The organism is Salmonella sp. FC25216 (assembly GCF_057751355.1).
In genome coordinates this window covers 14,513-40,315 of the sequence record NZ_JBDGON010000012.1, presented here as the reverse complement: position 1 = coordinate 40,315, position 25,803 = coordinate 14,513, and the positions used below count along the sequence as shown (strand labels likewise).

Genomic DNA, 25,803 nt, shown 5'->3' with positions numbered 1-25,803 from the left:
ATTACTCCAGATCTGGTGTCACGTGAACAGACTGGCCATTCACAGAGAAAGTCAGTAGTGGGGTGACGGGAAGCTTCCAGAGATGTGTACCGTCCGCAGAGGATAGTGTCTGCTCAAATTCATCCCGTAACATCGCACGGGAGCGAACCAGAAGATCATCACCATGTTGCCAGATTGTCGTATCCGGGACGTTGCCGGTGAATTTAAGCCTTCTTACTGACGGATCTCGGGGAGGTACACCATCCAGAAATGCCTGTAGTGTGGCATCATGCAGAGCTATTTTATCTGCCGGAACGTTTACTACCGGGCTGGTCGGCCCCTGTCGTGGTATACGCAGATCAAGACGGCTGTCCGTTTCCTGGCTGGCGACCTGTGTATCTGTCTCGCCACTGGTTACGTTCAGAATGACCGGGACCGACAGGCCTTTCAGATAGATTGATATGTTTCCTGATGCCCACGGGCGCAGTGGCGTGACTGTGACCATATTCCCGTTGTACTGCACATCAAAGAGTTTTGGCGCCGCATTATAGGGTGGGTCTGATTGCGGCCATGGAGAACCGTTAATGTCGGTAAATGTCACCACACTCAGGTTATTCATGGCTGTACGAACCAACGGAAGACTGGCTCCCGGCGACAGGTTAACCGTCAGCGAACTGATGCGGGGGACGATACTTGTCACTGGGGCGCTGATGGCTCTTTCATTGTCAGCCATCAGGCTGCGTAACTCCCGGATCTCATCCGCTGACAGTTCAGAGTCCAGCCTGGCTGCTTCCTGAACCAGTGAGCTGGTTTGTCCGGGAGCAGGAAGCTCTCCCCTGACCAGTGTGGCAGGAACACCGCCGGTATTCGCCACCGGTGGCGCATTTTCGCTGGCGGTGGTCTTATCCGGGGGGGGAGTACGGGCGTTCTGCCACCCGGCATTATCTGCAGATGCGGCAGTGCCGCACACAAGGAACAGTGCGCTAAGAATATGGCGTGATCGCATATTGTTTTTCTCAGTTCGAACCGGCGTTACGGGAGATCATCTGTCTGATTTCCATACCGGAAGGTTTCAGGCGGGGGTCAACTCGCTGGATAGTCATTTCAAAAATGAAGGACTGTTCCGGTTTACTGACAGTCTGGCCAACCAGGCGCATTTTTACAGGATACTGAAAAGTCCAGAACCAGACGCCGTTGTTCAGTTGTCCCTGGCGGATCAGTACACCGACGCCGATAGTGGCTGTCAGGTTCATTTTCTCTTTTTTGATCGTGTCAAGAATATTAGATGCCTGTAACGCATTCACGTATCCGGCAAATCCTCCATCTGAAAAACGAGGGGCCAACGCAGATATCTGTGAGCGGTAATGAACAAAGTCCAGATTAAAAGCCATGCTCAGGGTTTCGCTGCCAAAAGACATTACGTCATTCTGGCTCCATCCTGGCTGGCTTGTCGGTGCCAGACGCACCAGACGTCCGTTATCTGTTGCAAAGTATTCACGTTCCACGTTCGTGGAACGCAAGTACTGCACACCATTGCCGGCAAGGCTGATAAGCAGCGCTGTACCTGTACATAACAGCGCTTTCAGCAGCCCGGGTACCAGGTTGGCACGTTGCTCTGCCTGCTTCATGATTCTGATGGTATTCATCAGTGCAGCCTGATCAGGCTCTTGAGGTTGCGGGACCGGAGGAGATTGATTTTCTGCGCTCATGGTTTTCTCAGTTAAATGTTGTGATCTTTCCAGGGATCAATATTTCCTGGTAGTTTCTCGTTAACTTTGTCCACGACAGCATCACAGACCTGGTTTTCCAGTTGAGAAAGGATGTCGTCCAGGCTGGGGAACTGAGGAATATTCACACTGATTTTTTTGATTCTGGACAGACAGGACTGCAGGGATGAGGAAACATCGTTTTCACGTTGTGACCATGCATCCGCAGCTGCGCGTGCTCGCTCATATCCTGTATCACTTCCGGCTTGTGCCGCGTTTCCCGCACGACAGGTAGCAGCACCGGCTGAGGAGGAAATCAGAATAAGGCCGGATACCACGGCAACCAGAGATTTATGCATGTTCATATAGCTTCCTTACCGGCTCATCGACCGGGGCTGTGGGAGAGATCCTGATGCAGAGTTTTTTCCTGTCTGCCCTCCGGCTTTTGGCTGTCTGACCACTGTTGCCATGACTGCTCAAAACCCAGGTTACGGTACAGTTCGTTGGGTTGCTGATCCGGGTTATATACAGCCGCAAAAAGTGGTTCTTCCCGGGTTTTCAGATGAAACTGCATGAGTTCTGGTGCCGGCCTGGATGTGCTGTCGGCATCATGGTTTACTGCTTCACCATAGCCGGCAAACCGCAGGCCTTTGTCTGTCAGTGCGTTGATAACCAACTGATTGTTATCAGCAGAAGGCGTGGCCAATGCGGGATACAGCGTACCGTTAAGGCGGACCACTCCCTGCAGGTTATCTTCTGCGCTCTGTACCAGTAGCAGATTGAGCTGACGGGTTTCCTTATCTACAGATCCCAGTACCGGGATCAGTTTTTCAGGCGCATCACCATCTGTCACTGTTACCCTGTTTGAATCGAGTGAGGCAGATACAGGATGTCTGTCTGGACCAAGGAATAAATGTGATTCTGTATTTTCAGGCACCCGCAGCTCTTTCATTTCTTCTGGCCATCCCTGGCGCATCTGCTCAATAACACTCCTGAAGGTTTCTACCGGAAACGCCTGGATTTGCTGACCGCTCTCAGGATTATCATGGGAGACTGAAATACCATTATTGACTGACTCCATGCGCCAGTTATTACGAAGGCGTACTCTGGTTTCGCCAGGGAGCGTGAACTGTTCACGGTTCTGAAGCGTCAGGGTGACCACAGAACCTTTCTGATGTTGTTTAACCAGGTCTTCCAGTTGCTGTCCCCAGTAAATTTTGCTACCACTGCGATTTTTCAGTTCAACAAAGAAACTTTCACCTTTGCCCGGGGCGTATTCGGCACGACCAAAATTATTCAGAACGGCGGTGACACTTTCGCCAGGATTAAGTTTCCCCGGCGGTTCTTCGGCTGGCGCCTGAGTATCCGGCTGGTCCGGTTCTGCAGGAGGGGGCGTCAGAGATCCGGATGCAGGAGCTGGTTGTACTGCAGAAGTAGTCGGTTGTGGCTCTGCCGCAGTTTTCTGTATATTCTCCTGAGTCGGTTCTGGCATGGCCGGCTGTGCGGGGGTGTTCTGGTTAAGATCAGGAGTCGGTTGGTGAGTGACGATCGTATTATGACTGGTGCCCACCTCCTGACGTAATTTTTCCAGTTCAGCGCGCTGATCCGGTAATTTCATCCGTACATCGATATTGTTATCGATGATCAACTGCATCGCTTTTTTCTTAAAGGCGTCACTGCCGGTCAGTTCAATGACACCACCATAAAATTTTGTGGCCACTGCGAGTGCGGCCAGTACACATCGGTTGTTCTCGCTGGCACCATTGACCATTTCCAGCCTGTTGCCCCGGTCAATAAATGCAGGGGTATCATCCAGACGGTACAGAACTGTTTTGTCCGGTTGCGTTTCCCACTTCAGTTCTTTAAGGATTTCGTCCATGTCGAGCGATACAGGGGCATCAGGACGGCGGGGACCACAGACGATAGTGTCCGCTTCTTGTGTGGATGAATCGACATCAGATTCAGATGATATGTCTGACGTGTTGTTTTCATTCGCCTTAGCTTTCACCGTCCTGCGTGAGAAAAAACCGCGTGCTTTTCCCATGAATGAAGGAGCAATTCCGGAGGCCTGTGTTTCCGTTAGATTCGTTGGAGTGCTGGTTGGTTCGTGGCCTGGGCCATTTCGGTCTGAAGGTTTTTCTGTCTGTACTCCAGCTGTATCAGGAAGATCAGGTTGAGTGGCGAAATCTCCGGCTTCCTGCTGTTGCTCTGAAGATTCGCTGGTCATCATCATTTCCTGATATGCGCGGTAATCTTCATAGTTATCGGGTGCTTCAGACTCAGGAGGGTACGATTCAGGCTGAAACAGGACGTCTTCAGGAGAATGTGCCACAATCTCTTCCTGTGGGAAGATTGACACAGGTTCAGCCCCTGTTTTTTTATCTGGTTCAGTTGGCACTGAAGTGTCCTGTGAGGCTTTGTCCGTCGTTGATACCGAATCCTCTTTCTCATTCTGCCCTGCAGGTGAAGTTCCAGTGTCAGGGAGTGGGGAGGTTCCTGATGAGCGGACTGGTTCAGTAATGCCCGATTCCGGTAGTTCCTGGGTATGTTCAAACGTCTGGTTGTTTTCGGCGGTTGCGGTAGTCACGGCGGGGTCAGATGGTGCTTCTCCGGCTACATTGTCCGGTTTTGTGTTGTCAGACCCGGGAGTGGGCTGTATTTCCGGCTGCAGTTCTGGTGACTGTGGTACTGCCGTCGGCTCCGTTAATGCCGGTGCCGGTGTTTCAGGCTCTGTTATCGTCGGGTTATCCATGATTTGCTCCTCAGACTGGACGGGGGTGAACGTCAGTGGGCCGACAGTGAATGCCTCACGTACGTCGTACGTGTCCTGGAAATCTGTTCTGACGCCCAGTTCGCGCAACTGCACGTTGATTACCCGGCGGAATGTGTCACGCCCCCGGGCTGTGTCGAGATCGTTGAAATCAGTGAGTTTCTGTGCCTTCTCATCCTCAGTAAATGCCGGGATGATGACCTTTCCTCCACTCAGTTCAGCAGCCTTTATGGCGCTGAGAATGCCTTTGTTCTCCGGCTCTCCGGTCTGCGGGTTTTGCAGGTGATGGTCGTTATCGGCGCAGAAAATAAACGGACTGTCAGGCCAGACGGTACGGGCATTCTGGCCAACAGCAATCAGGTTGCCGGCATCGATACACATCAGTACCGGCAGGCCTGTGGATTCATGCAGTGACGCCGCGGTGGCATAGCCTTCGGCAAACAGCAGTGGCTGACCGTTTACGGGAGAACCCAGGGCGAACCAGTTACCGGTTTTTTCTGCGTCTTTCAGCAGCCGGGCATCTTTCCCGCCCGTTTCCGGAATGCGCTGGTAGGTGCGGATTTTCCCCTGTGCATTACTGAACGGGATCACCAGTTCACCCCCGGGATTGATACGTACGCCCGGCGCTGCTGTGACGCCCTTGCGTGTCAGATAGGGACTGGTGGTGGCCTGCGGCAGGCGTGAGACGTAGCGGGAAGCATATCCGGCCTGGCGGTTATACTGCTGTGCCTGTGCTCTCGCGCTGTCCTCCCGGTTCTGTTGCGCCTGCGCCTTCAGATGGAGGCGGGCCAGCGGATCTATCTTGTCACCGCCAGAAAACACCCAGCGGGTCACCTCCGTATCGCCGCTGCGGTAATCCCGGTACCAGCCGGCGGGCTGGCCATCAAGAAATGCTTTATAAACGCCGCTTTTCACACCCTTTTTATCGGCTTTTGTCGGTACCCGGTGCAGGGCACCGTCCATGACGGGAAGTCCTTTGATAATCAGACCGGCCTTCTCGAGTTCCTGGGCAAACTCGATGACAGGATCACTGTCATTCGTGGAAAAATTCTGAGGACGAGGGAGCCATTTATCCAGCAGGGAGAGTTCCACGCCGGGCTGGGCATACCACAGCTTATGTTCGTTGTTCCAGGCAACCGCTTTCTGTCCATTGACCGGCGGGTGGGCATTGCGGGCGAGCTCGCGCTCATCAGGAGGCACGGCAAGCCAGGTTCTGTAACGGGCTTTCATGTCAGTACTCCATGAAAAATGATCGTGAGCTGGCAGGCCGAAGGAACGGCAGGCTGTACACGATCAGGAGGTAAATGAGAGGGACTTACAGTGTGATTCCATCCGCTAAAAAGAGATGGCGTTTTACTTCTGAAATACGGTCAAGAATCAGGAAATCACGTCCGCTGAAACAGTGAGCGTCTATATTCGGCGCTGTATCTGTCAGAAACATGGTGATGTTCCGCAGAGTTCTTCTCCGGGGAGTAAGAAGTTCTTAACGTCAGAGTAATGCAATAAATACTCAGTTCACTGGCTGCCAGTTAGTTCCCCTGTCCCAGCGATCCTGCCAGTGCTCAAGATACTGTGCGGCAACGTCAGGCATGTTTTTAATAACAACGACGTTTTCAGAATTTTTGCGGGCCGCTGCCCGACTGAAATTATATGAACCGGTTTCAACCGTACTGCCGTCGACGATAATGACTTTGTCATGGTGTATGGGGAAAACATCCACTGTCCGGAGGGGGATCTTAAGCAGGTTGATATATTTCATAGCTTCCCGACTTGCCCGGTTGGTATTCCCCCTGTAATCAACAACAATTCTGACATCCACTCCGCGCTTTTTTGCCCGGGCAAGTGCATACATTACATCCGGATCAGTGAACGAATAAGCCATCATTCTGATGGAATTTTCAGCACTGTTAATGGTGTCCAGAACCAGTGCGGAAGCACTTCCTTCGGGGGAGAAACCGACCTGTACAGATGGTGTGTCGGTCATTGCGAACAAAGGAGACGTGAAAAATAGTGGGCACGCCAGCAGCGATACCTGAAGCAGAGTTATAAGCTTTTTTTTTCCTGACATAACGACTCCAGTGGTTATTTAAACCCGGTCCAGTCTCTCGGTGATTCTGTAAAATGCCGGTACCACCATGGACGACCGGAAGCTACAGCACCTCTCAGGATGCAGAACAGACGGGTGCAGAGAGTACGAACGGACCAGCCAGAACGATCAAGAATGATGAAAAATAAAATAATGCCGGTGCAAATCCAGAAGGTTGTTTTGGCTGGGAATGGGAAGATCAACAGATAAATCATGGTAAACGGCAGGGGAACCCCCTGTATGTTTATGGGCGGCGTGGCATACCGCCAGAAGCCTTCTCTTTTCACTGGCGCATTTCTCCTGGAGGAATGAAAATAACTGCCTCGCTGCGGTCAATTTCCCCTTTGATATACATTTCCAGTACATAATCCCGGATACGTCGTTTCTCGGTCCGGATGATCTCATCTATGTGATAACCCCACTCAGAATGCGGCATTCTGGTGAGCTTATTGCGTAGCTCATCGTCAATGACAATGTATTCCCGGACAGCGCGACGACCACCGTCATTTGTTCTGACCAGTACCTGAACCAGAATGAATTGCAGCAGCGACAGAACAGACCAGGCCATTGCGTCACGAATGATGGAAGGAAACAGACCGAGGAGGCGGGATAAAGTTTCCCCCGGCGATTTCGTATGCATGGTACTGAGGCATAAATGTCCTGTATTTCCGGCCTGTACCGCAGCATCTGCGGTTTCGTTGTCCCTGATCTCACCAACACCGATAATTTCAGGATTACGTCTCACGGCAGAACGAAGTCCTGCAGCAAAGCTGACAACGTCACGACCTATTTCAGCCTGGTGTGGTGGAAGCAGATCGCCTTCGCGGCCAAGGATGTATTCAACTGGATCTTCGTATGTCACGATTTTACGGTCGGGGAAGTTATCCATGATATAACGGTACAGCGCTGCGCACAGCGTGGATTTCCCGGAGCCGGTTTCGCCACAGACAAACCCCAGACCGTTCTTACTGACCATCGCTGCAAGGAGATCCGGTTCAATATTCATGGTCCGGATATCCGGTATTGCTGTCGGTATTACCCGCATTGTTATCGATATGGCCTTTTCTTCCGCCCCGGATGTTCCCTGGATGAGATGGGAGCGTAACCGGACGCGCTCACCACGTTTAAGGCCATAGCGACCGGAAGCATCTCCGTTTATCTGGATAGTTCGGTCGGCAGGATTACCTGATAATACCCGGGGGAGGACTTCACGACCAAACAGCTCATCAATGAGTGGCATCATCAGAGATGATGGCAATGTATGTAACGAGCAACGAGCCCTGCGTCCAAACCGACTGACAGAAACAGGGGAACCGCCGGTCAAATCGATGTCACTGACACGGTGGAAGGCGCACCAGGCATAGAAATGGCGGAACTCATCGGCGGAGAACCGCGAGAACGGGAAAGTCCCGAATTCATCAGGCATGTTCACTGGCACATCCCCTGCCCGTGAACAGATGTTGCACGGGGATATCTGTATTGGTGGAGCGTTCAGCGTGTCGTATCGGAACCCGGTTTGTTCGGATGAAATTTCCAGGTTCGGTGAGCCCGGGGACCATATGCAGGAGGGAAATGCTATGGTGTCTGCGCATTTTTATTTGTCCTTTCGGTTGTGATGAGGGGACGCCAGTGCGATTTCTGCAGGTTAAATTCGGCGTGATTTTTCAGACGGCGGACGCGATCACCCGTCACCAGTTTTTGTCCGTTACCGGTAATTGTCTGCAGTTGATCGGTCACATCTGGTCGGGTAATCATGCCCTGTCTCCAGAGCAGTGAGTACAGCATCATTCCCCTGAAGTCACGTGTAAGGCGTTTCTGGTTCGCCTCCAGTGTCAGGTCAGCATTCTGTCGTCCTTCCTGCCAGCCCTGCCGCAATGCCATTTCCCAGACTTTACGTTGGGTTCTGTCTTCCGGGACAACGCTGCCTTCTGTTCCGGGGGTGGCTGTTGTGGACAACCCTTTAAGTAGCCAGTCACGCCATCCCGGTGGGTTACTGACAAAGCGTTCAGGTCTAATAATTGTCCAGACATGAGACGATGTTCGAATTTGATCTGGTGTGATATGTGCGACATCCTGTGCTTCGTCGATGACGGGAGGAAGCCATCCTTCAGGGCTTATAAGGGGACGAAAATCGTATAAAGCATTGAGAGTGCTTTCACGGGAGTTCAGAGCCTGAATCAATTCCCATGAGCGTCGGGCTTTACCTCCCCTGAATCCCAGTGTTCTTCCTGCATCAGTCAACATTTTCCAGCGGGTTTCCGATATACCTTCGGGTTTTTCATTCATCGGATTCAGCCAGGCATTTATATCTGGCGGTGGAGCATTGACGTTCTGCGGGGATACCACAGTGTTTGCGACGCATCCGGTCAGTAAAATTGCCGACAGCATGAGAGGAATGAGCACTTTCATTTTTTTCGTGTCTCCGGCGGCATAAAACTGACCTGCAAAAGCCCCGGATACTGATGAATGTTTGCTCTCCAGGCTGTCTGGGCTTTTATCAGCCGCAGGGCATTTGAGAATGTCATATCCCTGACATGAAGGTTTACCGGCAACGGCAGGCGAACACCGCTATAGTTAAACTGCATGCCACGAATTCTGGCCAGCTCATTCAGCAGCTCAATAGCATCGCCCTCCCAGTCGAATGATAAACGGTCACTGTTGGCCGTGAGTAGTGTTGTCGGTGCTGAAGTTAACTGACCGGAGAATACTCCCTGATCCTGTAGACTGTATTGTTTATGGCGAGTAACAGCAACTTCAGAGGCAGCGCCATAATTACGGCTATGGGATGTGGCTTCGGGGAAGGTATTGCAGCCAGCCAGCAGAAGGGCGACAAGACACACCGCAGGTATAATACGGTTCATAAATTATTCCTGATTAGAGGCAGAAAAAACGAGGTGGTTGATACCGGATGGTTTTGTATATACAGGAAGAGATTCATATTCCCTGGAGAATATGAAATTGAATGCCAGAGCTTCAGTCAGGAAGCATGCCGAACCTGAGAGATATATTTGCCGGAGCTGGCCGTATGTCGGAGTCGATATTCAGATAGCGAGCACAAAATAAGTGAAATTCTGACGCTCCGCGCCGAATCGATCCATGACAGATGATTCGAATATTCAGGAGTCGAATACACTGGTACCTGCGCCTGAAACAGTGGTTGACCCTCGTTCAAACCAACAGTAATTCTGACAGACGCGTGTACAAGTACACTCTTGTTTCGCAGGGATTATATCAGATTTTTTTGAAATTCAAATAACCTCTGCGACCTTTTCAGTTTATATCTGTCAGGATACTGAATATACTCTCAGGGAAAAAAGTGACTTATGTTAAATTAGATATTTTATATTCCCCCGAGTTTTCGGGGGAATACCGTTTAAATCAGAATGTAAACTGTAGCTGAGCGATGGCCCCGTAATCATGATCGGTACCAATCAGTCCAGAGACATCTAAATGAACAACATCAAACGGAGAAATACCCACACCTGCAGTAAATGCGCTGCCACTGTCTGATGCCATATTCTGACGATAACCGGCACGTAGTTGCGCCCATTTCCAGGCATTAAACTCGGCGCCTACGCTGGCAAACTGGCGTTTATTGTCGGAGGTAAATCCACTGGCGGGAGTCAGATCCACGTCCAGTGCGGTAGTGAAAAGACTGTTGTGCCAGGACACACCAGTAGTGGCCTGCGGACGGATTTTAAAGGTTTCAGTCACACCATTCACCTCTTTGGAATCAATGCTGCGTGGCACGATGTTCTGGACAACCAGACCAACTGTCCAGTTTGAATTAAGGTCGGTATATGCGCCGATATCCGCGTTAAATCCGTTTTTGGTACTGTGGTACTGGTCACTGTCAAAGTCATTTTTATCGTAGTCCTGAACCGTGACATTGTAGTTAAATAGATCCACGCGCTGGTATTTGGGTGTGAGGCCAAGGGACCATTTCTGTCCTGCGGTTTCCAGCTCCTTAGCGAAGGAGATTCCGATATCAGAGATGACGGCAGCACGACCATATGCGCGGGAAGTCAGGGCGTTTTTATCAACATTCGTGATTGTGCCGTTGGCGACTTTTTCCAGATAGTCCAGATCGGCGTCGCTGACCTTTCCATCCACATTTGCAGAGCCATATGATTTGATCATGAGAGCGAACGGCAACGTGTCATTAGGCATGGCGGCTACAGCTGAAACACCTGCCTGGGCATCAGCGTGGATATTCCGAAACTCCTGCAGGCGACGCTTAAGATTCCCGGCAGCCTGCTTCACGCCGTAATTGCTGTCTACAGCACGATCAAAAGCGTCCCAGTCAGCTTTAATATCGTCCGCTTTGTTTGAAATATTATCTGGATCGGAAAGTTGTGCTCCGACGGATGGCAAAAGCAGGCTGAAATCATCGCTGCTGTCATGCTTTGTCAGAAGTGCCGGGTTTGTCAAAGGAGCCACACCATAATGGGATGATGCAACACCCGTTCCTCCCATTGCATCGTTTCGAGCTTCAAAATATGAAGTAGCAGCAGATGCATTAAAGGCAAATAATACAGCTGATGCAATCAGTGTGCGGGTAATTTGATTTTTCTTCATCATTTAATTTCCTGTTTTTTAGAATTTAGATAAAACAACTCCATGGCACAGAAGTGCCACCAAAACTTATTTACTGTGAGGCTTGAAAACTACCAGGGTAATAAAGGCGTATTAAAATAAACGGTAGGTAAGACTCTTCCTGCAATCAATGATTCCGCAAGCGCTGGTTTCAGAAGAGTGCGCCGAGGAGAAACGCTAATTTTGCACTCGTTGAAAATGGCTGAGAACCAGCCTTTCTTTTCATCTGATAGCAATACAGGTAACAAAGACAGAACCGGATAAATTGTTGCACCATTTATTACCCGTTTCTGGCGTAATATAACTCCACAAAATTCACGTTTATTATCTCCTGAAAATGGAAAACCATGCCAGAAAAGAATATCAGTATTTTTTTCTGTATTGACTAGCCTTGCAAATGGCGCCGGTTGTACGCTCAGGGTCGGAGGCGCTCCGCAGGCATGTTTTAAAGTATGGGCTGCATGTCGTTAGATAAAACAATGGATACCCATATAATAAGATGCGTATTGCGTACCGTTATATGCACGCCAGTTCATGTTGCCATTGGCATCCGGATTGTCAGTAGGAATCAGTTGTGTTAATGCCATTTCACGTCCATCAATCCGGTAAGTGTTGATGCACAACTTAAAACGCCCCAAATCTCTTGTTTGCCCGGGCCATACCTGAAATGTTCCACCGACACGCCAATATGTTTTACCTGAAAGTTGCCACGCACCGGATTGGCACGAAAGTATTCCACCAGTGCTGTCGTGACTTATCGCCCCGTTCTGTGGACACCATGCGCCTACAACGTTCACTTGGTCGAGCTTTAATATCCCCCCAGCAGAAAGGTCGCTGTCAGACCGGACTGAACCGCCCTTTAACTGGCCGCCGGTGTAAATACCTTTGTTATTAATACTGCGTACCCATGAGTCGTCTGACATATAAAAACCCCCTCCGTGGCTTTCATTTAACCAGCCTTTACCACTGCGTGTTATCAACCATCCACTATTACTCCTTATATCGCCACCGGCTGTTACATTGACATCAAAGTTTCCGCTGCTCCCTTTAACAACACCACTAAAATTACCATCTGCACCATTAACGGTGCCGCTGAAATTACCTGTCTGGGCATTTAATGAGCCAGCATTATTCAGATTATTTGAACCCATATCAATTGAGGTGTGCATTTTATTTAAGTCAGGGTGACCATTTACCTGAAATCGATATAGGCGATCTGTGTCTTCTGCAGCGCCGCTAAGTTCATCTGTTGTCAACAAAATTGCAATATGACCGTTACTGCTTTTTGCTCCATAATTGCTTAAAGCAATTTTCCAGGAGCGCAATGCGCCAGTCGCTGTATTCCCGTCCTCAATATATCCACCAAGACCAGTTGTAATATCTTTTGCTATCTGAATAATGGCTTTTGTTGGCAGAGCATTTCCACCGGCGGACACAACCAGCGCCTGCAGTAGCTCAGGATTTTGGGCGTTTCGAACGACGAAGGCCTGTAGCCGCTGCCCTTCACTGTTGGTTTCGGTAAAACCGCTGGCCAGAAAACCTGTGTTTTTCAGCATGGTTGTTGTAATGACAGCAGGTGTGGTCGTGGAACTGGTGGCCTGGAGGCTGGCATAGTTTTTTCCAATGTAGGAACGGGCTGCACTGGCCCAGTTGCTGGCCAGACGAGCCTCCGTTTGCCAGCTCTTCATTTCAATGTAATCTTTCCACATGCCTGCGCCCCAGGCGATTATTGACATGACAATTAGTAAAGCTGCGCCGGTTTCCAGGGAGGCCCAGCCCCGATCGTGTTTTTTCATCAGATTACCCATAGTGGTTGGTAGAGATTATCCAGTAGCAGGAGAACATGGCCGATACAGATCCAGGGTCCAAGAGGGCCTTCTATGTGTCTTTTAATGCGCCAGGTTGAATGCCATAACACGAATCCCCCAACGCCTAGCAAAACGCTCCAGATAGCGTTATACAGCCCTGACCATGCCGTAATACCTGCTATAAGCCACAAATCGCCTGTGCCAATATAAGGACGCCGACGATTGAGAATTATGTGAAAACAAAACAGTATAATTGCAGCGATAAGCGTTTCGGTTGTACGCGTCCACCATGTGTCGGTTGTAATATTAATAAGAACGCCGGCAATCAAAAACCTTCGGGTGAATGTAGCTGGTAATAAGCCACTTACAGCATCGGTGACTGCCATTTGCAGCATAAATGACAGAATAATAATGGCATGAATACGGCAGATCGGTGTCGATGACGATAAAACAATTACCCCTCCAGTGATACCATACAGCCAGATACCTGAAAGAACGGCAGGGTGAGTTTCCTGCCACACATAGTTTGTGTATGAAAAAAAATGACGGACCCTGAATAACAGGGTTCGCCCAACTATTGAAAATATGAGTATTAACGGTAACAGGTAAAACGGGGAAAAACTAATGCTTATGATTGTGTGCATTGTCTGCCTCCCTGTCCGGGCAGACATATCCCCTTCATATCACGATAGATGCGCCATATTTTATTCGCATATTGCTCCCTCGTTTCGTGCCTGTCCTTGCGGAATCCGGCATTATATGAACCCAGGCAATTCCAGCTGATACCGCATATCTGGAAATGCCTTGCTAATATCCAGCTACCTATCTGAATATTCAGGCATGGTCTGGTAATTAATTCCTCAGACTTTTTAATTACACCCATTTTAACAAGTTTTGGAATATGGGTTGAATTTATCTGCATCAACCCATAATCCGTACTTCTTGCTTTTCCTGTTTTTCTGTCTTTGTTTATGTTAATTGCGCCTGGCTGCAGTGATGACTCTCCGGCAGAAATAGCTTTTAACAATAACGGTTCAATCTGATAGCGTGCGCCAGCAGCTGCAAAACAATTGTCCCACTTGTTAGTCCAGATTTGTGAAGGAGCAACGTATGAAGCCCGCGCGGGGGACAGAAGAGTAATAAACAGGATGGATGAAATAAGTCTGAGGGGCTTTTTACCCCCGGACATTAAAACTCCTTAACCATTAATAGTGAAAATCAGTTTGTTGGTACCGGTGCTGCCGTTGTCAGCCGTACACTGCGCACTGGCCTGTTCAGTCGTGACTTTACCGTCATTATGGGCGGTACTGTTCAGCGTGATGCCGTTAGCCAGCCCGGAACGACTTATCTGAGTGGCTATCTGGATGCAGGCATCCTGCGGTACTTTTTCATACGTAACTGAAAAACCATTATTAAATCCGGAAGTTGACGCCGGAGCGACAGTCACATCACCACCCCAGGAATTATAAAGAGTTGCTGTTCCGGATGATGGCGTCCCTCGAACGGTCATACTTTTGGGAACCCCTCCCATTTGAATAAGAGCTCCTGTCATTTTTGCAGCGCTGGTAAAGGTATATCCATCGCTGCCTTTTAACAGTCCCTGGGTACTTGTAATGATGGTTTGTATATTTGCGCTTTCATTTGCAACGCTGGTTCTTGAACGAAGCATATATAAACCACCAAGAACAATCGCAATTACAACAATGACTATAAGTGCAATTGCGCCCTGTTCCATAATCCCCCATCCTTTTGCATGAGGTACGTTGTTGTTTCCGTTTTTTTTCATTGAATTACCATTCAAATTTTGAATAAACATAAATTTCCTCGTTAATTTCAGATATTGCCCATGCTACTGTCACCAATGGACTGAATATCCATTATGGCCAGAACCAGTAACAGGAGAGACATGACAAGAAATACCAGCATAATTAAACGGACAATAACTGCTCTTTTGTTTACACGCTCCAGTGTTTGTACAAGCCAGCGTTGCCCATAATTGCTGATAAGGTCTGTTGCGCCGTCACCCTGTAGCAACGACAGGAAGTTGGCCGCTTCCCTTGACGGGAACTGGTAACCGCATTGACGCAAAGCCAGTCCCAGGTGTTCACCCAAGCGTACACGGTAAATGATACTGTCAAGACGAACACTTAACCAAGGTGAAGCAAATTCCTGCAGGGTGGTCAATGAATTGAGAGTGGTCATTTTGGCTTGCAGGAGTGCTGCCATATTAAGCAGGAACGTTGCGCCCTGAATATCCTGATAAATACTCCATGGCATCAGGTTATCTGCAAAAGAACGAATACTATCCGGTCGACTCCAGTTAGCCAGTGACCATGATATAAGAACGATGAACACTATAAAAAGAATTGCACAGATCACGCCATAGTTATCGATAAAACCAGATAAACCATAAAGGAATCCAAGTGCTCCACTCCATGAATCCGGAGGGCTTATTTTGCTGAGCACGGGAATTAATTCTGTATTCAGAACATATAATGTGCCACTCATCATAATTAACAGTGCTGCCGGATAAATGGCCATTTGCCATATAGCCTTGTGGATTTGTTTCCTTGCATCTGTCAGTGTAGTGGCAAATTTGAGCGCATCAACAATGGAGCCACTCCTGATCCCCGCACTTATTACAGCGGCTTCTTCCTGTGGTACCCACAAACTGAGAGTATATTCCAGTGAATTCTGTTCTGTATTCTCCCGCAGGGATTCAATACAGTCCGTGGCGAGTTCAGCAAAAGGATGCCAGTGACGACCGAAATCGGTCCAGGCGTCCCGCATCTGCTCCAGTGCTGATTTTAATGGCTGTTTATTTTCAAGCAGAAAGCGCAGGGCTTCATAGAATTGTACCCGGTAGGGCGCAGTGAATGTTTTTCTGACGATGAAACGTCTCAGCCGTTGACCGAAATTCATTTCACGCATGGCGTTCTCCTGTTAAACATCGTCAATATTGAGACGTTCATCCTCATCGAGAGGAATAATCCTGTTGGCTTCCAGGGGGTCCACAAGACCTGCATTAATACTACGCAGCAGGTGATCAACACGACTGATCCCGTTCATACGTTCCAGCCAGTATTTACGGGCAGCAACCTTGCCGTGCGTTTTGAGAATATGAAACAAACGGTTATCAGGTTCTATCACCTCAGCGATTACCGTTCTGCCAGTCAGACCTTTACCAACTACACCGCGTTTTCTTCCGTTAATAATGACGTCGCGATTACAATCAGGACAGCCATCGTGATTACGAAACCAGATATTTTCTGTACTGCAGATCGATTCTTTGTTGCAATAGCGCTCAAGGTAAGTTCGGGTATTATCGCTAAGTTCAGGAATACGCTTTGCCCATGGAATACGGCAGGAAGGGCAAAGGGTTGGCACAAGGCGTTGGCTTATCATTCCAATCAGTAGTTGTGCATCACAAATCAGGTCAGCATTCATACCCATCGTAATCATGCGTTCGGGAATACCCAGCGCAGAGTTTGTATGCAACGTGCTCAGAACCAGATGGCCGGTTTGTGCGGCATAGGTTGTTGACATCATTGAGACGAGATCGCGCATTTCCCCTTCCATGATGGCATCCGGGTCAAGTCGCATTGCAGATGAGATTGCCCGGCTCCATGCCAGCTTAACGGCATCCTCGTCGGATTTGTCACAGATAATAGGGGTTTGTGTCGCGCCCAAAATTTGCCCTTCCAGGGGGTCTTCGATAGTCAGCAGATGCCGCCCCGGGTTCTCATCCAGATACACGCGGCAGGCACTGCGTAATGTTGTTGATTTACCAGAACCAGTCGGCCCTGACAGGATAATTTTTCCCTCCGGACGGCACAGCATGATGTTCAGCAACCTGATTTGTTCAGGGAGAAAACCCAGTTGAGTGAAAGTGGGAACCTTGTCGCCGTCATCAGGTATCAGGCGCATAACAGCAATCAGCCCGTCCCCTGTTGGCCTGTGGCTGTATCGCGCGCCAAATATTCCAATTTTTCGCATCAGTTGAGGTGACAGTCGTGCGTCCTGCTCTCGCTGTGGGAAGAAGCTGGTCTCGGTGACATCTGCTATTGAAAGAATGGCTGTCGCACAAAGTGAATACCCCAGGGTTGGCTGATCCTCATCAACTGTCTGGAGTTCACCGAATATACGCATTCTTACCTTGAAAAGTGATTCGGAGATTAAAAAGTGAATATCTGATGCACCGAGTTCTCTGGCCACTTCAAAGTAATTGAGAATCTTTTTTTCACTTTCGCTGACGTCTCCCAGATCACGCAAATGAATAACTCGTTCTCTGGGCATACTGTTTTTTTCATTCTGAACTGCTTCCTGCATTTCCGATAAGCTGACCAGTCTGGTTGTAGCTCCCGGATATTTCTGCATTAATGCCTGTACATTACTTTGTATATCTGGCCGTGTTCGCTGATTGTTTTCAATAAGAATTTCATAAGCATCCTCTTTAGTTATAAAAAGGAGTGCGTCCTTTATATTATATTCATGCATATCTGTTTTCTCAGAAGGTCAGCGTTGTACCGTCGCTCAGCGTCACGCCCGACAGAGAGATTGATTTAACCGTTACTTTTGTACCGGGGATCGAGCTTCCGGTTGTAACACGGGTCTGTCGTCCGTCGGCCAGTCGGAGAACGGCATGAAGTCGCTTGTCTTTGCCATTAATTTCCAGGATAACAGGTAATTCTGTTGGGGGTCTACGCTGAGCCGGGCCGGATACAGACGGCAGGGAGGATGTGAGCTGACCAGCATCCGGAGGTACTGTCATGGACGAATCAACATCAGATCCATCCAGTTGTTTCTGTAATTGTGCACCCTGTACTTTTGCCTGTAACAATATATTCTGGTTTTGCTGGGCTTCCAGCTCTCCAATGGTAACCAGTGGTTGGGTGGTTGCGGAGGATAATTCAGGAAGCAGAAGAAGTGAGGTAATTATAAGTAATTTACTTAGATGCATAAACGTGACCTTCTGTGGTATAGCTGAAAGTACCGCCATTTAATTTAAAATGAATGCTGCTGATCCGAACCCCTGTATCCTGGAAAACACGGAATAGTTCATCAGGATTTAACGGTGTCGATACGCTGAACTGATATTCTCTCCAATTCTGAACAGGTGCGGGTTCGCCGTCATTACCTGGTAGCGGTTCTGGTATTGCTGTTTCGTTAACAGACGGCGTTATCTGCCTTTCCTGAAACCATGTGAGCACACGCATCAGCTGTTCAGAAGGTGCCGGTACAGCTTCATCTCTGTGGAGTAAAGCAGGTAGTGGACGGGGGACAGAAGCCAGCCGGGCACCATCTTTGAGGTTAAATTCAGGAATAATGCCAAAAACCTCTTTGCTTCTGGTCAGAAAGCCCTGGACTGTTCCTCCGGGCTGCCGTTCGTAAACCAGAGTGAATGACTCCGGCGTGCAGAAGCCTTCTGTCAGCTTCCATCCGCCCAGTGCGACCGGCGACGGTTTTCTCAGGTCTGCACAGGCCTTTAGTAAATCGCTAATTAGGGGTTGTGTGGCCCATGGGTGTGGTAGCTCAGGTGGTATGGTCGGTTTACTGAACTGCAGTCTGGCCCGTGCTGCAATCTCTTCTGCGGTGGGGCCAGTATCAGGTTCTGGCTGTGTCAGCCAGAAAATCACACCGGCACAAGCCACAGCAGACAACAGAGCAACGGGTAGTATAAATCGCTGACGGGTATCAACTGTTAATTTACAGTGACGTATGTCCGCAGGTGACAATTTCTCGATAATGGTCTGCCAGTTATGTGGATTTTCCAAAGAAGAAATAACCTGCCATTTTTCAGTGGGCTCCTCGTTCATCACAAGGAAAAGGTTTATCTTCTTAGAGATGTCCTCCGGACTTCCTGACTGGTCAGCCATAACTGCAGGCTGTCCATCTACTGAGGCCAGAAATAAAAGTTTTTCATTGTCATATCTGAAAATACCGTAACCATTACGGACCAACGAACAAAAACCCAGTGCAAGAGAAAAATAGCGGTGACGTTCCGGCATGGTCAGTATTCCTGTTCCGGTTAGCCTGCTGGTTTTCCCTTTTGCGTTCCTGCAGCCGCTGGTTACCTTCAGGCAGGTTAACCGTCCTTTAGCCGTTCGGTGACGTTCTGGACTTTTTAACGAGGAGCGTTTGCGGCGGTCAGTTTTCTCCGGTGCCCATCTCATCCCTCCCACCCACATTCGGTTACTTACCTGTGGGTCAGCAAGAATCACAACCGGATTTATATCTTCATCAGCCATTACGGCCTCCTGACGGGAATGCTGGGGTGATAATAATGACCAGAGTGCTGCGTTCATTTTTCCCGTTCTGCGAACCACCAAACAGTGGATTAGACGGGGTGAATGTACCGGCTTTTCGTGTGGTCGTATTGTTCTGGTCAAAGCCCGTAACAACGAGAGACTGCCCTTCTTTCAGATTGACCTTCTGGCTTAACGATCGCAGCTTGGTATAGGGCATTTCGATATAGCTGTTGCCGTCTTTTGATGTAAAACTTCTGATTGTCGGAGGATCTGACAGGTTAAAATTCATCTGCAGCTGGAGATTGCCTGTTTTCTGAATTAACGGCAGAAGGGTCATATTGAACCCAGTGGTGATCATCCCGGGTGTTAATGTCGTCGTGGCGCCGACATCTGTTGTCGTTGTTGTGGCCGATTGTGCAACGTAGACAGTCTGATCTGCCATCTGGATGGGAACCGGTGTCAGATTGGTGACGGTACTTTCCTGAGACGTAACGACACTAACATCCCCCTGTTCACTTAATGCCTTGATCAGGAGGCTGGAACCACTAAACCTGGCTGCATTCCCTGTTGCGGTATCGAGAATTGATACGCCTGCAGAAGTGGCACCCGTAATATCACCACTGGCATTGTTGAGTGTTGCGCCTGCAGAGTGCAGTGATTTATAAACGAGATTCCAGTCAAGACCGAACTGCTCGTTTCTGGTATGGCTCACACTCAGAACCTGTACATTCAGCGAAACCTGCCGGTTCATAATGCTGTTTTGTTCATCAACATATCTGGCCACGGCTTCCTGAACAGCCGGAGTATCTGTTACGGTCAATGTTGAGCTGGATGCTGATAACCAGTAACGTCCCTTTTCAGGCGTTAGCATCGCTTCTATTGTCTTCCTGATGTCCTCGTACAGGTCATATTCCTGTCCAACGGTGGTACTCTGGGATGAAGTCGCATCGCCGGATGCCGAGTTATCCTGGCCGCCGGTAGCACCCATTGTGCTGGTTGAACCAGAGCTGACACTGGAGCTGCTACTGGTTTTGGTATTCAGCATATTAAGCGGGTATGTTCTGGTTTCGGTCAGGTAGAAGACAATACGGCCATTATCCATACGCCAGTACAGACCGCTCCGACTGGCCATCAGATCCAGAAGTCCGTTGATATCCCCCTGCCACATCAGATTGTTTAGCGTAAGTGGCTGGCTGGAAGCTGACAGGGAAGTATAGCCAGGGCTGTTCAGCGGGAGACGTCCATTTTCGTCCGGTGTCGGAAGAGTCCCTGTCATCTGACGGGTTACCCCACCTTCCAGGGTTGCAGATGTGGCATCAGGAGTAATGATGACAGGTAGCCCGCAGACGGCAGTAATACGCTGTCCCAGTTCCTGAAGTGTGATTTCACCTTTTCTGGCCTGGGTAATGTAACAGTCAGGTGCGATCGCTTTTTTCTCACGGGTTATACGGGAGAGTGGAACCGGATTAATCCACTGGCGATCAAGCCAGGTCATTGCCTGTGATTTGTGTTCTGAAAGCGCAGCCATCTTTTCTCTGGCGCTGGCTGAGTCTGTCTGGGCCTTTTTCTGCATTTTGTTTATTTCGCTGAAGGTACATCCAGACATTGTCAGTACGAGGGCGATCATGCAGGGTAACGCCGCCAGTTTCATGGAGCGCTGGTGCAATTTTTTCATGAATATATCCAGATTAGTTAACGTAGACGACGGAGTCTTCTGTAATGCCTGCCGGAGGTGTCAGGCCTGGAGCAGTTCCTGATAACCAGGTGAGTTGTCCGTGTTGAAAAATACCGATAAGTGCAGATCCCCGGCTTCTGGAACGAAGTGCATCAATAAGTCCGGGCAGTTCCGGCATCCAGATCCATAATCGACCCTGATGTAACTGATGCCTGATACGGGAATCAGGTGTGAAAGGGAGTGCCAGTTGATCCGGGGAAATTGTGCCGTTCTGCTGGCCTGATACATATCTGATATCATTAATTCTGTTGGCAATCATCAACATCTGGCTTGCCCATACAGAACCGCTTGCTTGTTGTTGGGCATTTGTTGTTGCCGCCAGTTGTTGATTCTGAAAGTCCCCGATGATAATCAGAATGGTCAGGCCGGCGACCATAACCAGCCAGCCCATTATTGCCCGTCCCTGGTGTCCGAAACGGTCACGATACATTGTATGCGGGAGCCCTGAGCATACAGGGGGGTCTGAGCCGTGCGATAGAGTTCAAACACCTCTCCAATGACAGATTCAAAAGAGCCTCTGAAAAAAAGAGGGGCATCCAGGCGATAATCTTTAACGGATGATGGCCATAACACCATCCAGTGGGAAGATGGAATGCTTTCACATTTTGTCTCCTCGGCCCATCTGGTAATGTTTTCTTTCAGAGTGGTCCCTGCTGCTGCACGCCATTCCTTGCCCTCAGCGACAGGGGTTACCGGTGTACCCGTAATTAACTGAGCAGGCTTATTTCCGGGGAGAACTGCGGTTTCGTCTGTATTTGTTTTAGTACTGCCGTGGAAAGGATTCCGAGGTTTTATCTGGTTGTCAGAGTGAATCCGGGAGGACTGGTTAATCTCAGGTGTTATCACAGTTACGGATGGAGGCGATATTTGCACGCCAGAACTGTCGACCGCAGGTACAGAAGATGATGTGGTTACAATCAGTGTTTTGTCTGCCCAGCTCAGATGTCCCCACAGATGTTGTTCCTCCAGTAAGCGATTCAGAGAACGTGTCCACTGGTCATTGGCGGACCATGAGGCCAACCGGGTATTAAGTTTTGGTGTTGCGGCATTTTCCTGTTTGAACTGCCAGTCAGAAGGCAATAACGTTTTGATCCACTGACTGACTGTACGATTACGAACTGTCGGCAAAAAAGTGACCGGTACAGCACCTGCCGTCCCTGTCATAATAAGTCTGGAGAAGTTCTGGCTGAACGATGGAGAGGGTAGCGGACGTGATTCACTGAATGATTCCATTGTTTTAATTGTGCCCGGTGAAGACACCGTTTGTGGTGTCGTAGCCACTGCTGGCGTTGACAGTCTTTGCTGGGTGTGAGCCAGTACGGCTGCACTGTCACTTATTTGTCCATCGACAAAAACCAGCGCCGGTGTGTCTGCATCAGTTATATTATTGCTGCCTGAAATACCTGTGCAGCCGGATAATAACGACGGCAGAATGAATGAAAGATAGCTTTTTTTCATGGATATGATTCCGGGAGTGCGGTTTAAAAAGAATCAGGCCTGAACTGGCATGTACAATTTAATGCTGATGAAGACGATATGAACGCAGCCGACGAGGTTTATGAATTTCTACCTGGCTCCACTGATTTGTGCTGCCCGGCACGCGCTCAAGTTTGAATAATGGTCGTTGTCGTTCAAATACACACACCATGCAGTTTTCTGGCATGCAAAAACTCTGCAGATAATCCATTAAATACTCATCTGATTTGTATTTATGAATTCGTTGTTCACAATTATTTGTGATGACAATAATTCTTAATGCTGAATAAGATGGAGCAGAAATACTCATCATATCACCTACCTGTTTAATTGTCGGTATACTTACGCGGTGATGCCCGTCCTGAAAAAATGAATAATAGTTTCACTTTGCTGATATAATTACTGTAGAACTTTCTGAAGGAAGTAAAGGTAATGACCAGTGAAGCAATAAATATATTAACGGAACTGACAATTTTTCATTTATAGTGGTTTTTCTCCGATAAACTTTAAAAGATGTAAAAACCCCGTGCGATTCCAGTTTGTTCTTTAACTTTTTAATTCTGGCTGGAGTCAATAAATGTGACTGCATTATGACGGTTTCATGATGAGTCATGGCATTGCTAATTAACTCGATCAATATACTCCAGTGCTTGCTTATCTCCTCATGTGTACGTGTGTCAGCATAAGGACTGAGATGGATAATATACTGGCCTTTTTTACCTGCTTTTTTTATAAAGAAACTGAAAGGATTATCAGATATTCGACGCATAATCTTCAGACCAGCTCTAAATGTAAGAGGGGCCAGACAGGTTCCTGCAACGATAAATATTACTGAAGAAAGATAAACAGATCCTGTGTACTCGCTATAAAAGTAGCTGTAACGTAGCACAGGATAGTAAAAGCATAGCCAAATAAGGCTCCAGATAATCCAAATGCAAAAGGGAATGTATTTTTTTTGCATTAGTATTAGTCCTCTTCCGGCAGGCCACAAAAAATATCAGTGAATAACAGAAGCCTTTTCTTCTGACATCCTGAAATCACTCATCAATGGGCTTTGGTGGAGAGCCCATAATTCTTCAGGCAGGGACGGTAGTCCAAGAAACAATGTTCTGACTAATATTTCTGTTCCGGCAATACCATACTGGTTTTCGCGTCCATGTACTACCTGAAACCTCTCGTTAGAAAATAGATCTTCAGCAGTCGTATTATCGTTATCCAGTGGGAAGATAAGTTGCAGAGTAACAGGCGCGGTCATTTTACCGGTGGATGAGAAGCACTCTTCGGTACGTGTCAACTGCAGCAGGCTTTCCCGTCCGGTACAGGCCTGGGTAATCGTCTCGCTAAAAACCTGTTCTGGCCATGGACAAACGCCACAGCGCCAGCCTTTGCGGGAAATTGCGCTCAGGGCCGCACGGAATCGAAACAGATCACAGTTATCAGCAGAAACCGAACTCATAAACAGGGCATTGAGCGTGCTGATTATGGAAACGTGTCTGTCTTCATCAAGGAGCCTTTTTAGTGTCATGATTTCTTCCGGGATACTCCGGAACTGATGGAGTTTCGCGGCCCCCTGTAACCATTCCCGGAGATATCGACGCAGTCGGGCTTCAGAATGAATGTGATGTTCTTCCTGTGCCGTGCGCAGGGCTGTCAGTGCACACCAGAGTAACTGGCGCACCGGGTGTTCATGAGTACTCATGTGGATGTACCTGTCAGTAAAAAAGACCGGTGCCGTTCTCTCCGCCACATTGTGGCACGGACCGGTCCTGGTTTTATGTTGGTCTGGTTATCGCTTCCATGCAAATAAGATCAATACTCCGGGGTGAAGCCTTCATTTCTTTCGCCATTAAGAAAAGTTACTGATATCCATCATCAGACGGAAAGGAGGTCTATGGTGGGGATGGTTGCCAGTACAGGCTTCACTCCGGAATATCATCTGTTGTCGAAAAAAAGCCCGGCCTGCAGGCCGGGAAAACTGGCTATGGGAGGCGCTCCATAAAACCGTGATTTGCCGCATTTGATACAAGTTCAAGAAGCAGGGATATCCTCGACTCAGGCAGGGGATTATTTTCCATTCTGAGGAGATACTTGTACTGTGCTTTTGTCAGCCAGATACTGGACGCAGCATCCAGCTCTTCCCTGGCTCCTGGATTTAAAACAGGGTCCGGATATATCTTCATTAACCCATCAACAATATCATTGTTGACAGGCTTAATTGTCCCGTCAAATTTTACGAAATCTATAAATGCACTGTGTTGCCGTAATCTGGATGCGGACTGTATATTGAAATCAGCACGCATAAAGAAATATCCAGGGAATATGGCATGTACACGTTGGCGGTAACATGAGGGTGAGTCAGCCCGTCTGACTTTTCTTTTAATTAATGGAGTCCATGGCACAACATGTTGGCTGCTTAGCCATGAAAATAAGGACTCCCTGTTTTTACCGGTAGTAATATATTGTGCAAGATACCAGTGCCGGTTTATCAGGCTTTCAATATTCATGAATTTCAACGCTCCGCGCAGAATCGATCCATCCGGGATGACTCTGCGTTTATCTGGCAAACAAGCTAAATCATATGTCTGAAGCGGCGGCCAGCCCTCGTCTGACCATACCGCAATTCTGACAGGCATATGAATAACCCACTCCGGATGTGTATTTTCAGTAGACTGGCGGTTCCACTGATTTATACACGTTAAGTCTCAAATATCCACAATGTGTGGCACACATTGTTATAGATAATGAAAACAACTCCTGCTAAATACAATAGATGTATTTATGTATGATCGCGGAAATCATCCCACGATCATGAATGAACACACCTTATAGAGCGGTACAGTATTAAATGATGGTAGTTATGTTTACCAGTTTATGTCTGCCTGTAAAGAGCAAAATACTCTTTTCCGAAAAGTGTCCCCTTTTAAGGGGACACTTTGTAATAATTAATTAACGTTCATTTATCGTTTACTAATTATGAGAAAGAAAGCCCGCATCAGAACAGCGGATCGTAAAGCATCATAACCTTCCAGGTTTAATTTCCTGATGCTTCGTTTTAAGTAGGTGCGTGCCGTTTCAGTAGAAATATGACAGTTTTGCGCAATCGCATCGTAAGAAGCGCCCATTGCGTAAAGAATACATACCTTCAGCTGATTGCCAGAGAGTTCGGGGAACATATCTTCGAGCAGGCTGATTGATGCCATTTTTTGAAATAACTGAGGCGACATAGCGGGTCTCCGATGACAACATTAAAATGCTATCGACTGAGTTCCTACACTCGTGGCGATAGCCCAGACGGGGGTAGGAATACCGGCGTCATCGGAAACCGGCCAGGCGAAAAGCCTGCCCCGCCTGAGCTACCATTGAAGATAACAGGGATATGAATATTCCTGTTTAAGATCT

At 48.5% G+C, this 25,803-nt stretch carries 26 protein-coding genes and 2 pseudogenes; all 28 read right to left on the bottom strand.

Annotated features, from left to right (window positions below):
* Position 1 precedes the first annotated feature (1 nt).
* The gene (locus AC3G3F_RS20000; protein WP_023180540.1) at positions 2–985 is read right to left on the bottom strand and encodes a DotH/IcmK family type IV secretion protein; all 984 of its coding nucleotides are present in this window, start codon (positions 983–985) and stop codon (positions 2–4) included.
* Positions 986–995: 10 nt separating this feature from the next.
* Positions 996–1,625, bottom strand: a complete 630-nt coding sequence (locus AC3G3F_RS19995; protein ID WP_095471832.1) for a DotI/IcmL family type IV secretion protein — start codon at positions 1,623–1,625, stop codon at positions 996–998.
* 74 nt (positions 1,626–1,699) lie between these two features.
* Positions 1,700–2,050 (bottom strand): hypothetical protein, encoded by a 351-nt coding sequence (locus AC3G3F_RS19990; protein WP_001055902.1) that lies wholly within the window; start codon positions 2,048–2,050, stop codon positions 1,700–1,702.
* A 17-nt stretch (positions 2,051–2,067) separates the two neighbouring features.
* Complete coding sequence (locus tag AC3G3F_RS19985; RefSeq protein ID WP_023180542.1) at positions 2,068–5,685, bottom strand: LPD7 domain-containing protein; 3,618 nt, start codon at positions 5,683–5,685, stop codon at positions 2,068–2,070.
* 280 nt (positions 5,686–5,965) lie between these two features.
* Entirely contained in the window at positions 5,966–6,523 is a 558-nt protein-coding gene (locus tag AC3G3F_RS19980) for a phospholipase D family nuclease (protein ID WP_060629098.1), read from the bottom strand.
* A 14-nt stretch (positions 6,524–6,537) separates the two neighbouring features.
* Positions 6,538–6,828, bottom strand: a complete 291-nt coding sequence (locus AC3G3F_RS19975) for a hypothetical protein (protein ID WP_001838506.1) — start codon at positions 6,826–6,828, stop codon at positions 6,538–6,540.
* Positions 6,825–7,973, bottom strand: a complete 1,149-nt coding sequence (gene traJ, locus AC3G3F_RS19970) for a plasmid transfer ATPase TraJ (RefSeq protein WP_023180543.1) — start codon at positions 7,971–7,973, stop codon at positions 6,825–6,827. Before traJ ends, AC3G3F_RS19975 begins: the two co-directional genes overlap by 4 nt.
* Before the next feature lie 143 nt (positions 7,974–8,116).
* Positions 8,117–8,950 carry a type IV secretory system conjugative DNA transfer family protein gene (locus AC3G3F_RS19965; protein WP_023180544.1) on the bottom strand — a complete coding sequence of 278 codons (834 nt, stop codon included), beginning with the start codon at positions 8,948–8,950 and terminating at the stop codon, positions 8,117–8,119.
* Positions 8,947–9,402, bottom strand: a complete 456-nt coding sequence (locus AC3G3F_RS19960; RefSeq protein ID WP_001079810.1) for a DotD/TraH family lipoprotein — start codon at positions 9,400–9,402, stop codon at positions 8,947–8,949. The genes AC3G3F_RS19965 and AC3G3F_RS19960 overlap by 4 nt, the downstream gene beginning before the upstream one ends.
* Before the next feature lie 517 nt (positions 9,403–9,919).
* Complete coding sequence (locus AC3G3F_RS19955) at positions 9,920–11,122, bottom strand: conjugal transfer protein TraF (RefSeq protein ID WP_369564344.1); 1,203 nt, start codon at positions 11,120–11,122, stop codon at positions 9,920–9,922.
* A gap of 86 nt (positions 11,123–11,208) precedes the next feature.
* Positions 11,209–11,535, bottom strand: a pseudogene (locus tag AC3G3F_RS19950) (conjugal transfer protein TraE); the annotation flags it as partial.
* A 69-nt stretch (positions 11,536–11,604) separates the two neighbouring features.
* On the bottom strand, positions 11,605–12,933 hold the full coding sequence (pilV, locus tag AC3G3F_RS19945) for a shufflon system plasmid conjugative transfer pilus tip adhesin PilV (protein WP_058112071.1): 1,329 nt from the start codon (positions 12,931–12,933) through the stop codon (positions 11,605–11,607).
* Positions 12,933–13,589, bottom strand: coding sequence for a prepilin peptidase (locus AC3G3F_RS19940; RefSeq protein WP_060629099.1), 657 nt, complete (start codon positions 13,587–13,589; stop codon positions 12,933–12,935). The genes pilV and AC3G3F_RS19940 overlap by 1 nt, the downstream gene beginning before the upstream one ends.
* A complete protein-coding gene (locus AC3G3F_RS19935) occupies positions 13,574–14,134 on the bottom strand; it encodes a lytic transglycosylase domain-containing protein (RefSeq protein WP_023180548.1) in 561 nt (186 codons plus the stop codon). The genes AC3G3F_RS19940 and AC3G3F_RS19935 overlap by 16 nt, the downstream gene beginning before the upstream one ends.
* A 9-nt stretch (positions 14,135–14,143) precedes the next feature.
* Positions 14,144–14,761 carry a type 4 pilus major pilin gene (locus AC3G3F_RS19930; RefSeq protein WP_023180549.1) on the bottom strand — a complete coding sequence of 206 codons (618 nt, stop codon included), beginning with the start codon at positions 14,759–14,761 and terminating at the stop codon, positions 14,144–14,146.
* Positions 14,762–14,778: 17 nt separating this feature from the next.
* Positions 14,779–15,876 carry a type II secretion system F family protein gene (locus AC3G3F_RS19925; RefSeq protein ID WP_060629100.1) on the bottom strand — a complete coding sequence of 366 codons (1,098 nt, stop codon included), beginning with the start codon at positions 15,874–15,876 and terminating at the stop codon, positions 14,779–14,781.
* Positions 15,877–15,888: 12 nt separating this feature from the next.
* The gene (locus tag AC3G3F_RS19920; protein WP_000545265.1) at positions 15,889–17,442 is read right to left on the bottom strand and encodes a GspE/PulE family protein; all 1,554 of its coding nucleotides are present in this window, start codon (positions 17,440–17,442) and stop codon (positions 15,889–15,891) included.
* Between the two features lie 10 nt (positions 17,443–17,452).
* On the bottom strand, positions 17,453–17,905 hold the full coding sequence (gene pilP / locus AC3G3F_RS19915; protein ID WP_060629101.1) for a type IV pilus biogenesis protein PilP: 453 nt from the start codon (positions 17,903–17,905) through the stop codon (positions 17,453–17,455).
* Complete coding sequence (pilO2, locus tag AC3G3F_RS19910; RefSeq protein ID WP_060629102.1) at positions 17,892–19,193, bottom strand: type 4b pilus protein PilO2; 1,302 nt, start codon at positions 19,191–19,193, stop codon at positions 17,892–17,894. The genes pilP and pilO2 overlap by 14 nt, the downstream gene beginning before the upstream one ends.
* Positions 19,186–20,868 carry a PilN family type IVB pilus formation outer membrane protein gene (pilN, locus tag AC3G3F_RS19905; protein WP_000733116.1) on the bottom strand — a complete coding sequence of 561 codons (1,683 nt, stop codon included), beginning with the start codon at positions 20,866–20,868 and terminating at the stop codon, positions 19,186–19,188. The genes pilO2 and pilN overlap by 8 nt, the downstream gene beginning before the upstream one ends.
* A gap of 13 nt (positions 20,869–20,881) precedes the next feature.
* Complete coding sequence (gene pilM, locus AC3G3F_RS19900; RefSeq protein WP_000539812.1) at positions 20,882–21,319, bottom strand: type IV pilus biogenesis protein PilM; 438 nt, start codon at positions 21,317–21,319, stop codon at positions 20,882–20,884.
* The gene (locus tag AC3G3F_RS19895) at positions 21,319–22,386 is read right to left on the bottom strand and encodes a TcpQ domain-containing protein (protein ID WP_060629103.1); all 1,068 of its coding nucleotides are present in this window, start codon (positions 22,384–22,386) and stop codon (positions 21,319–21,321) included. The genes pilM and AC3G3F_RS19895 overlap by 1 nt, the downstream gene beginning before the upstream one ends.
* A gap of 58 nt (positions 22,387–22,444) precedes the next feature.
* Entirely contained in the window at positions 22,445–22,717 is a 273-nt protein-coding gene (locus AC3G3F_RS19890; protein ID WP_071777806.1) for a type IV pilus biogenesis protein PilI, read from the bottom strand.
* A 69-nt stretch (positions 22,718–22,786) separates the two neighbouring features.
* Positions 22,787–23,365: a hypothetical protein gene (locus AC3G3F_RS19885; RefSeq protein WP_024136773.1), complete on the bottom strand. Its 579-nt coding sequence runs from the start codon at positions 23,363–23,365 to the stop codon at positions 22,787–22,789.
* A 36-nt stretch (positions 23,366–23,401) separates the two neighbouring features.
* On the bottom strand, positions 23,402–24,103 hold the full coding sequence (locus AC3G3F_RS19880; protein ID WP_000103586.1) for a DUF2913 family protein: 702 nt from the start codon (positions 24,101–24,103) through the stop codon (positions 23,402–23,404).
* Positions 24,104–24,383: 280 nt separating this feature from the next.
* On the bottom strand, positions 24,384–24,908 hold the full coding sequence (locus tag AC3G3F_RS19875) for a transcription termination/antitermination NusG family protein (RefSeq protein ID WP_024134923.1): 525 nt from the start codon (positions 24,906–24,908) through the stop codon (positions 24,384–24,386).
* A gap of 453 nt (positions 24,909–25,361) precedes the next feature.
* The gene (locus tag AC3G3F_RS19870) at positions 25,362–25,628 is read right to left on the bottom strand and encodes a helix-turn-helix transcriptional regulator (protein WP_000074848.1); all 267 of its coding nucleotides are present in this window, start codon (positions 25,626–25,628) and stop codon (positions 25,362–25,364) included.
* A gap of 22 nt (positions 25,629–25,650) precedes the next feature.
* A pseudogene (locus AC3G3F_RS19865) lies at positions 25,651–25,767 on the bottom strand (ash family protein); the annotation flags it as partial.
* Between the last annotated feature and the right edge of the window lie 36 nt (positions 25,768–25,803).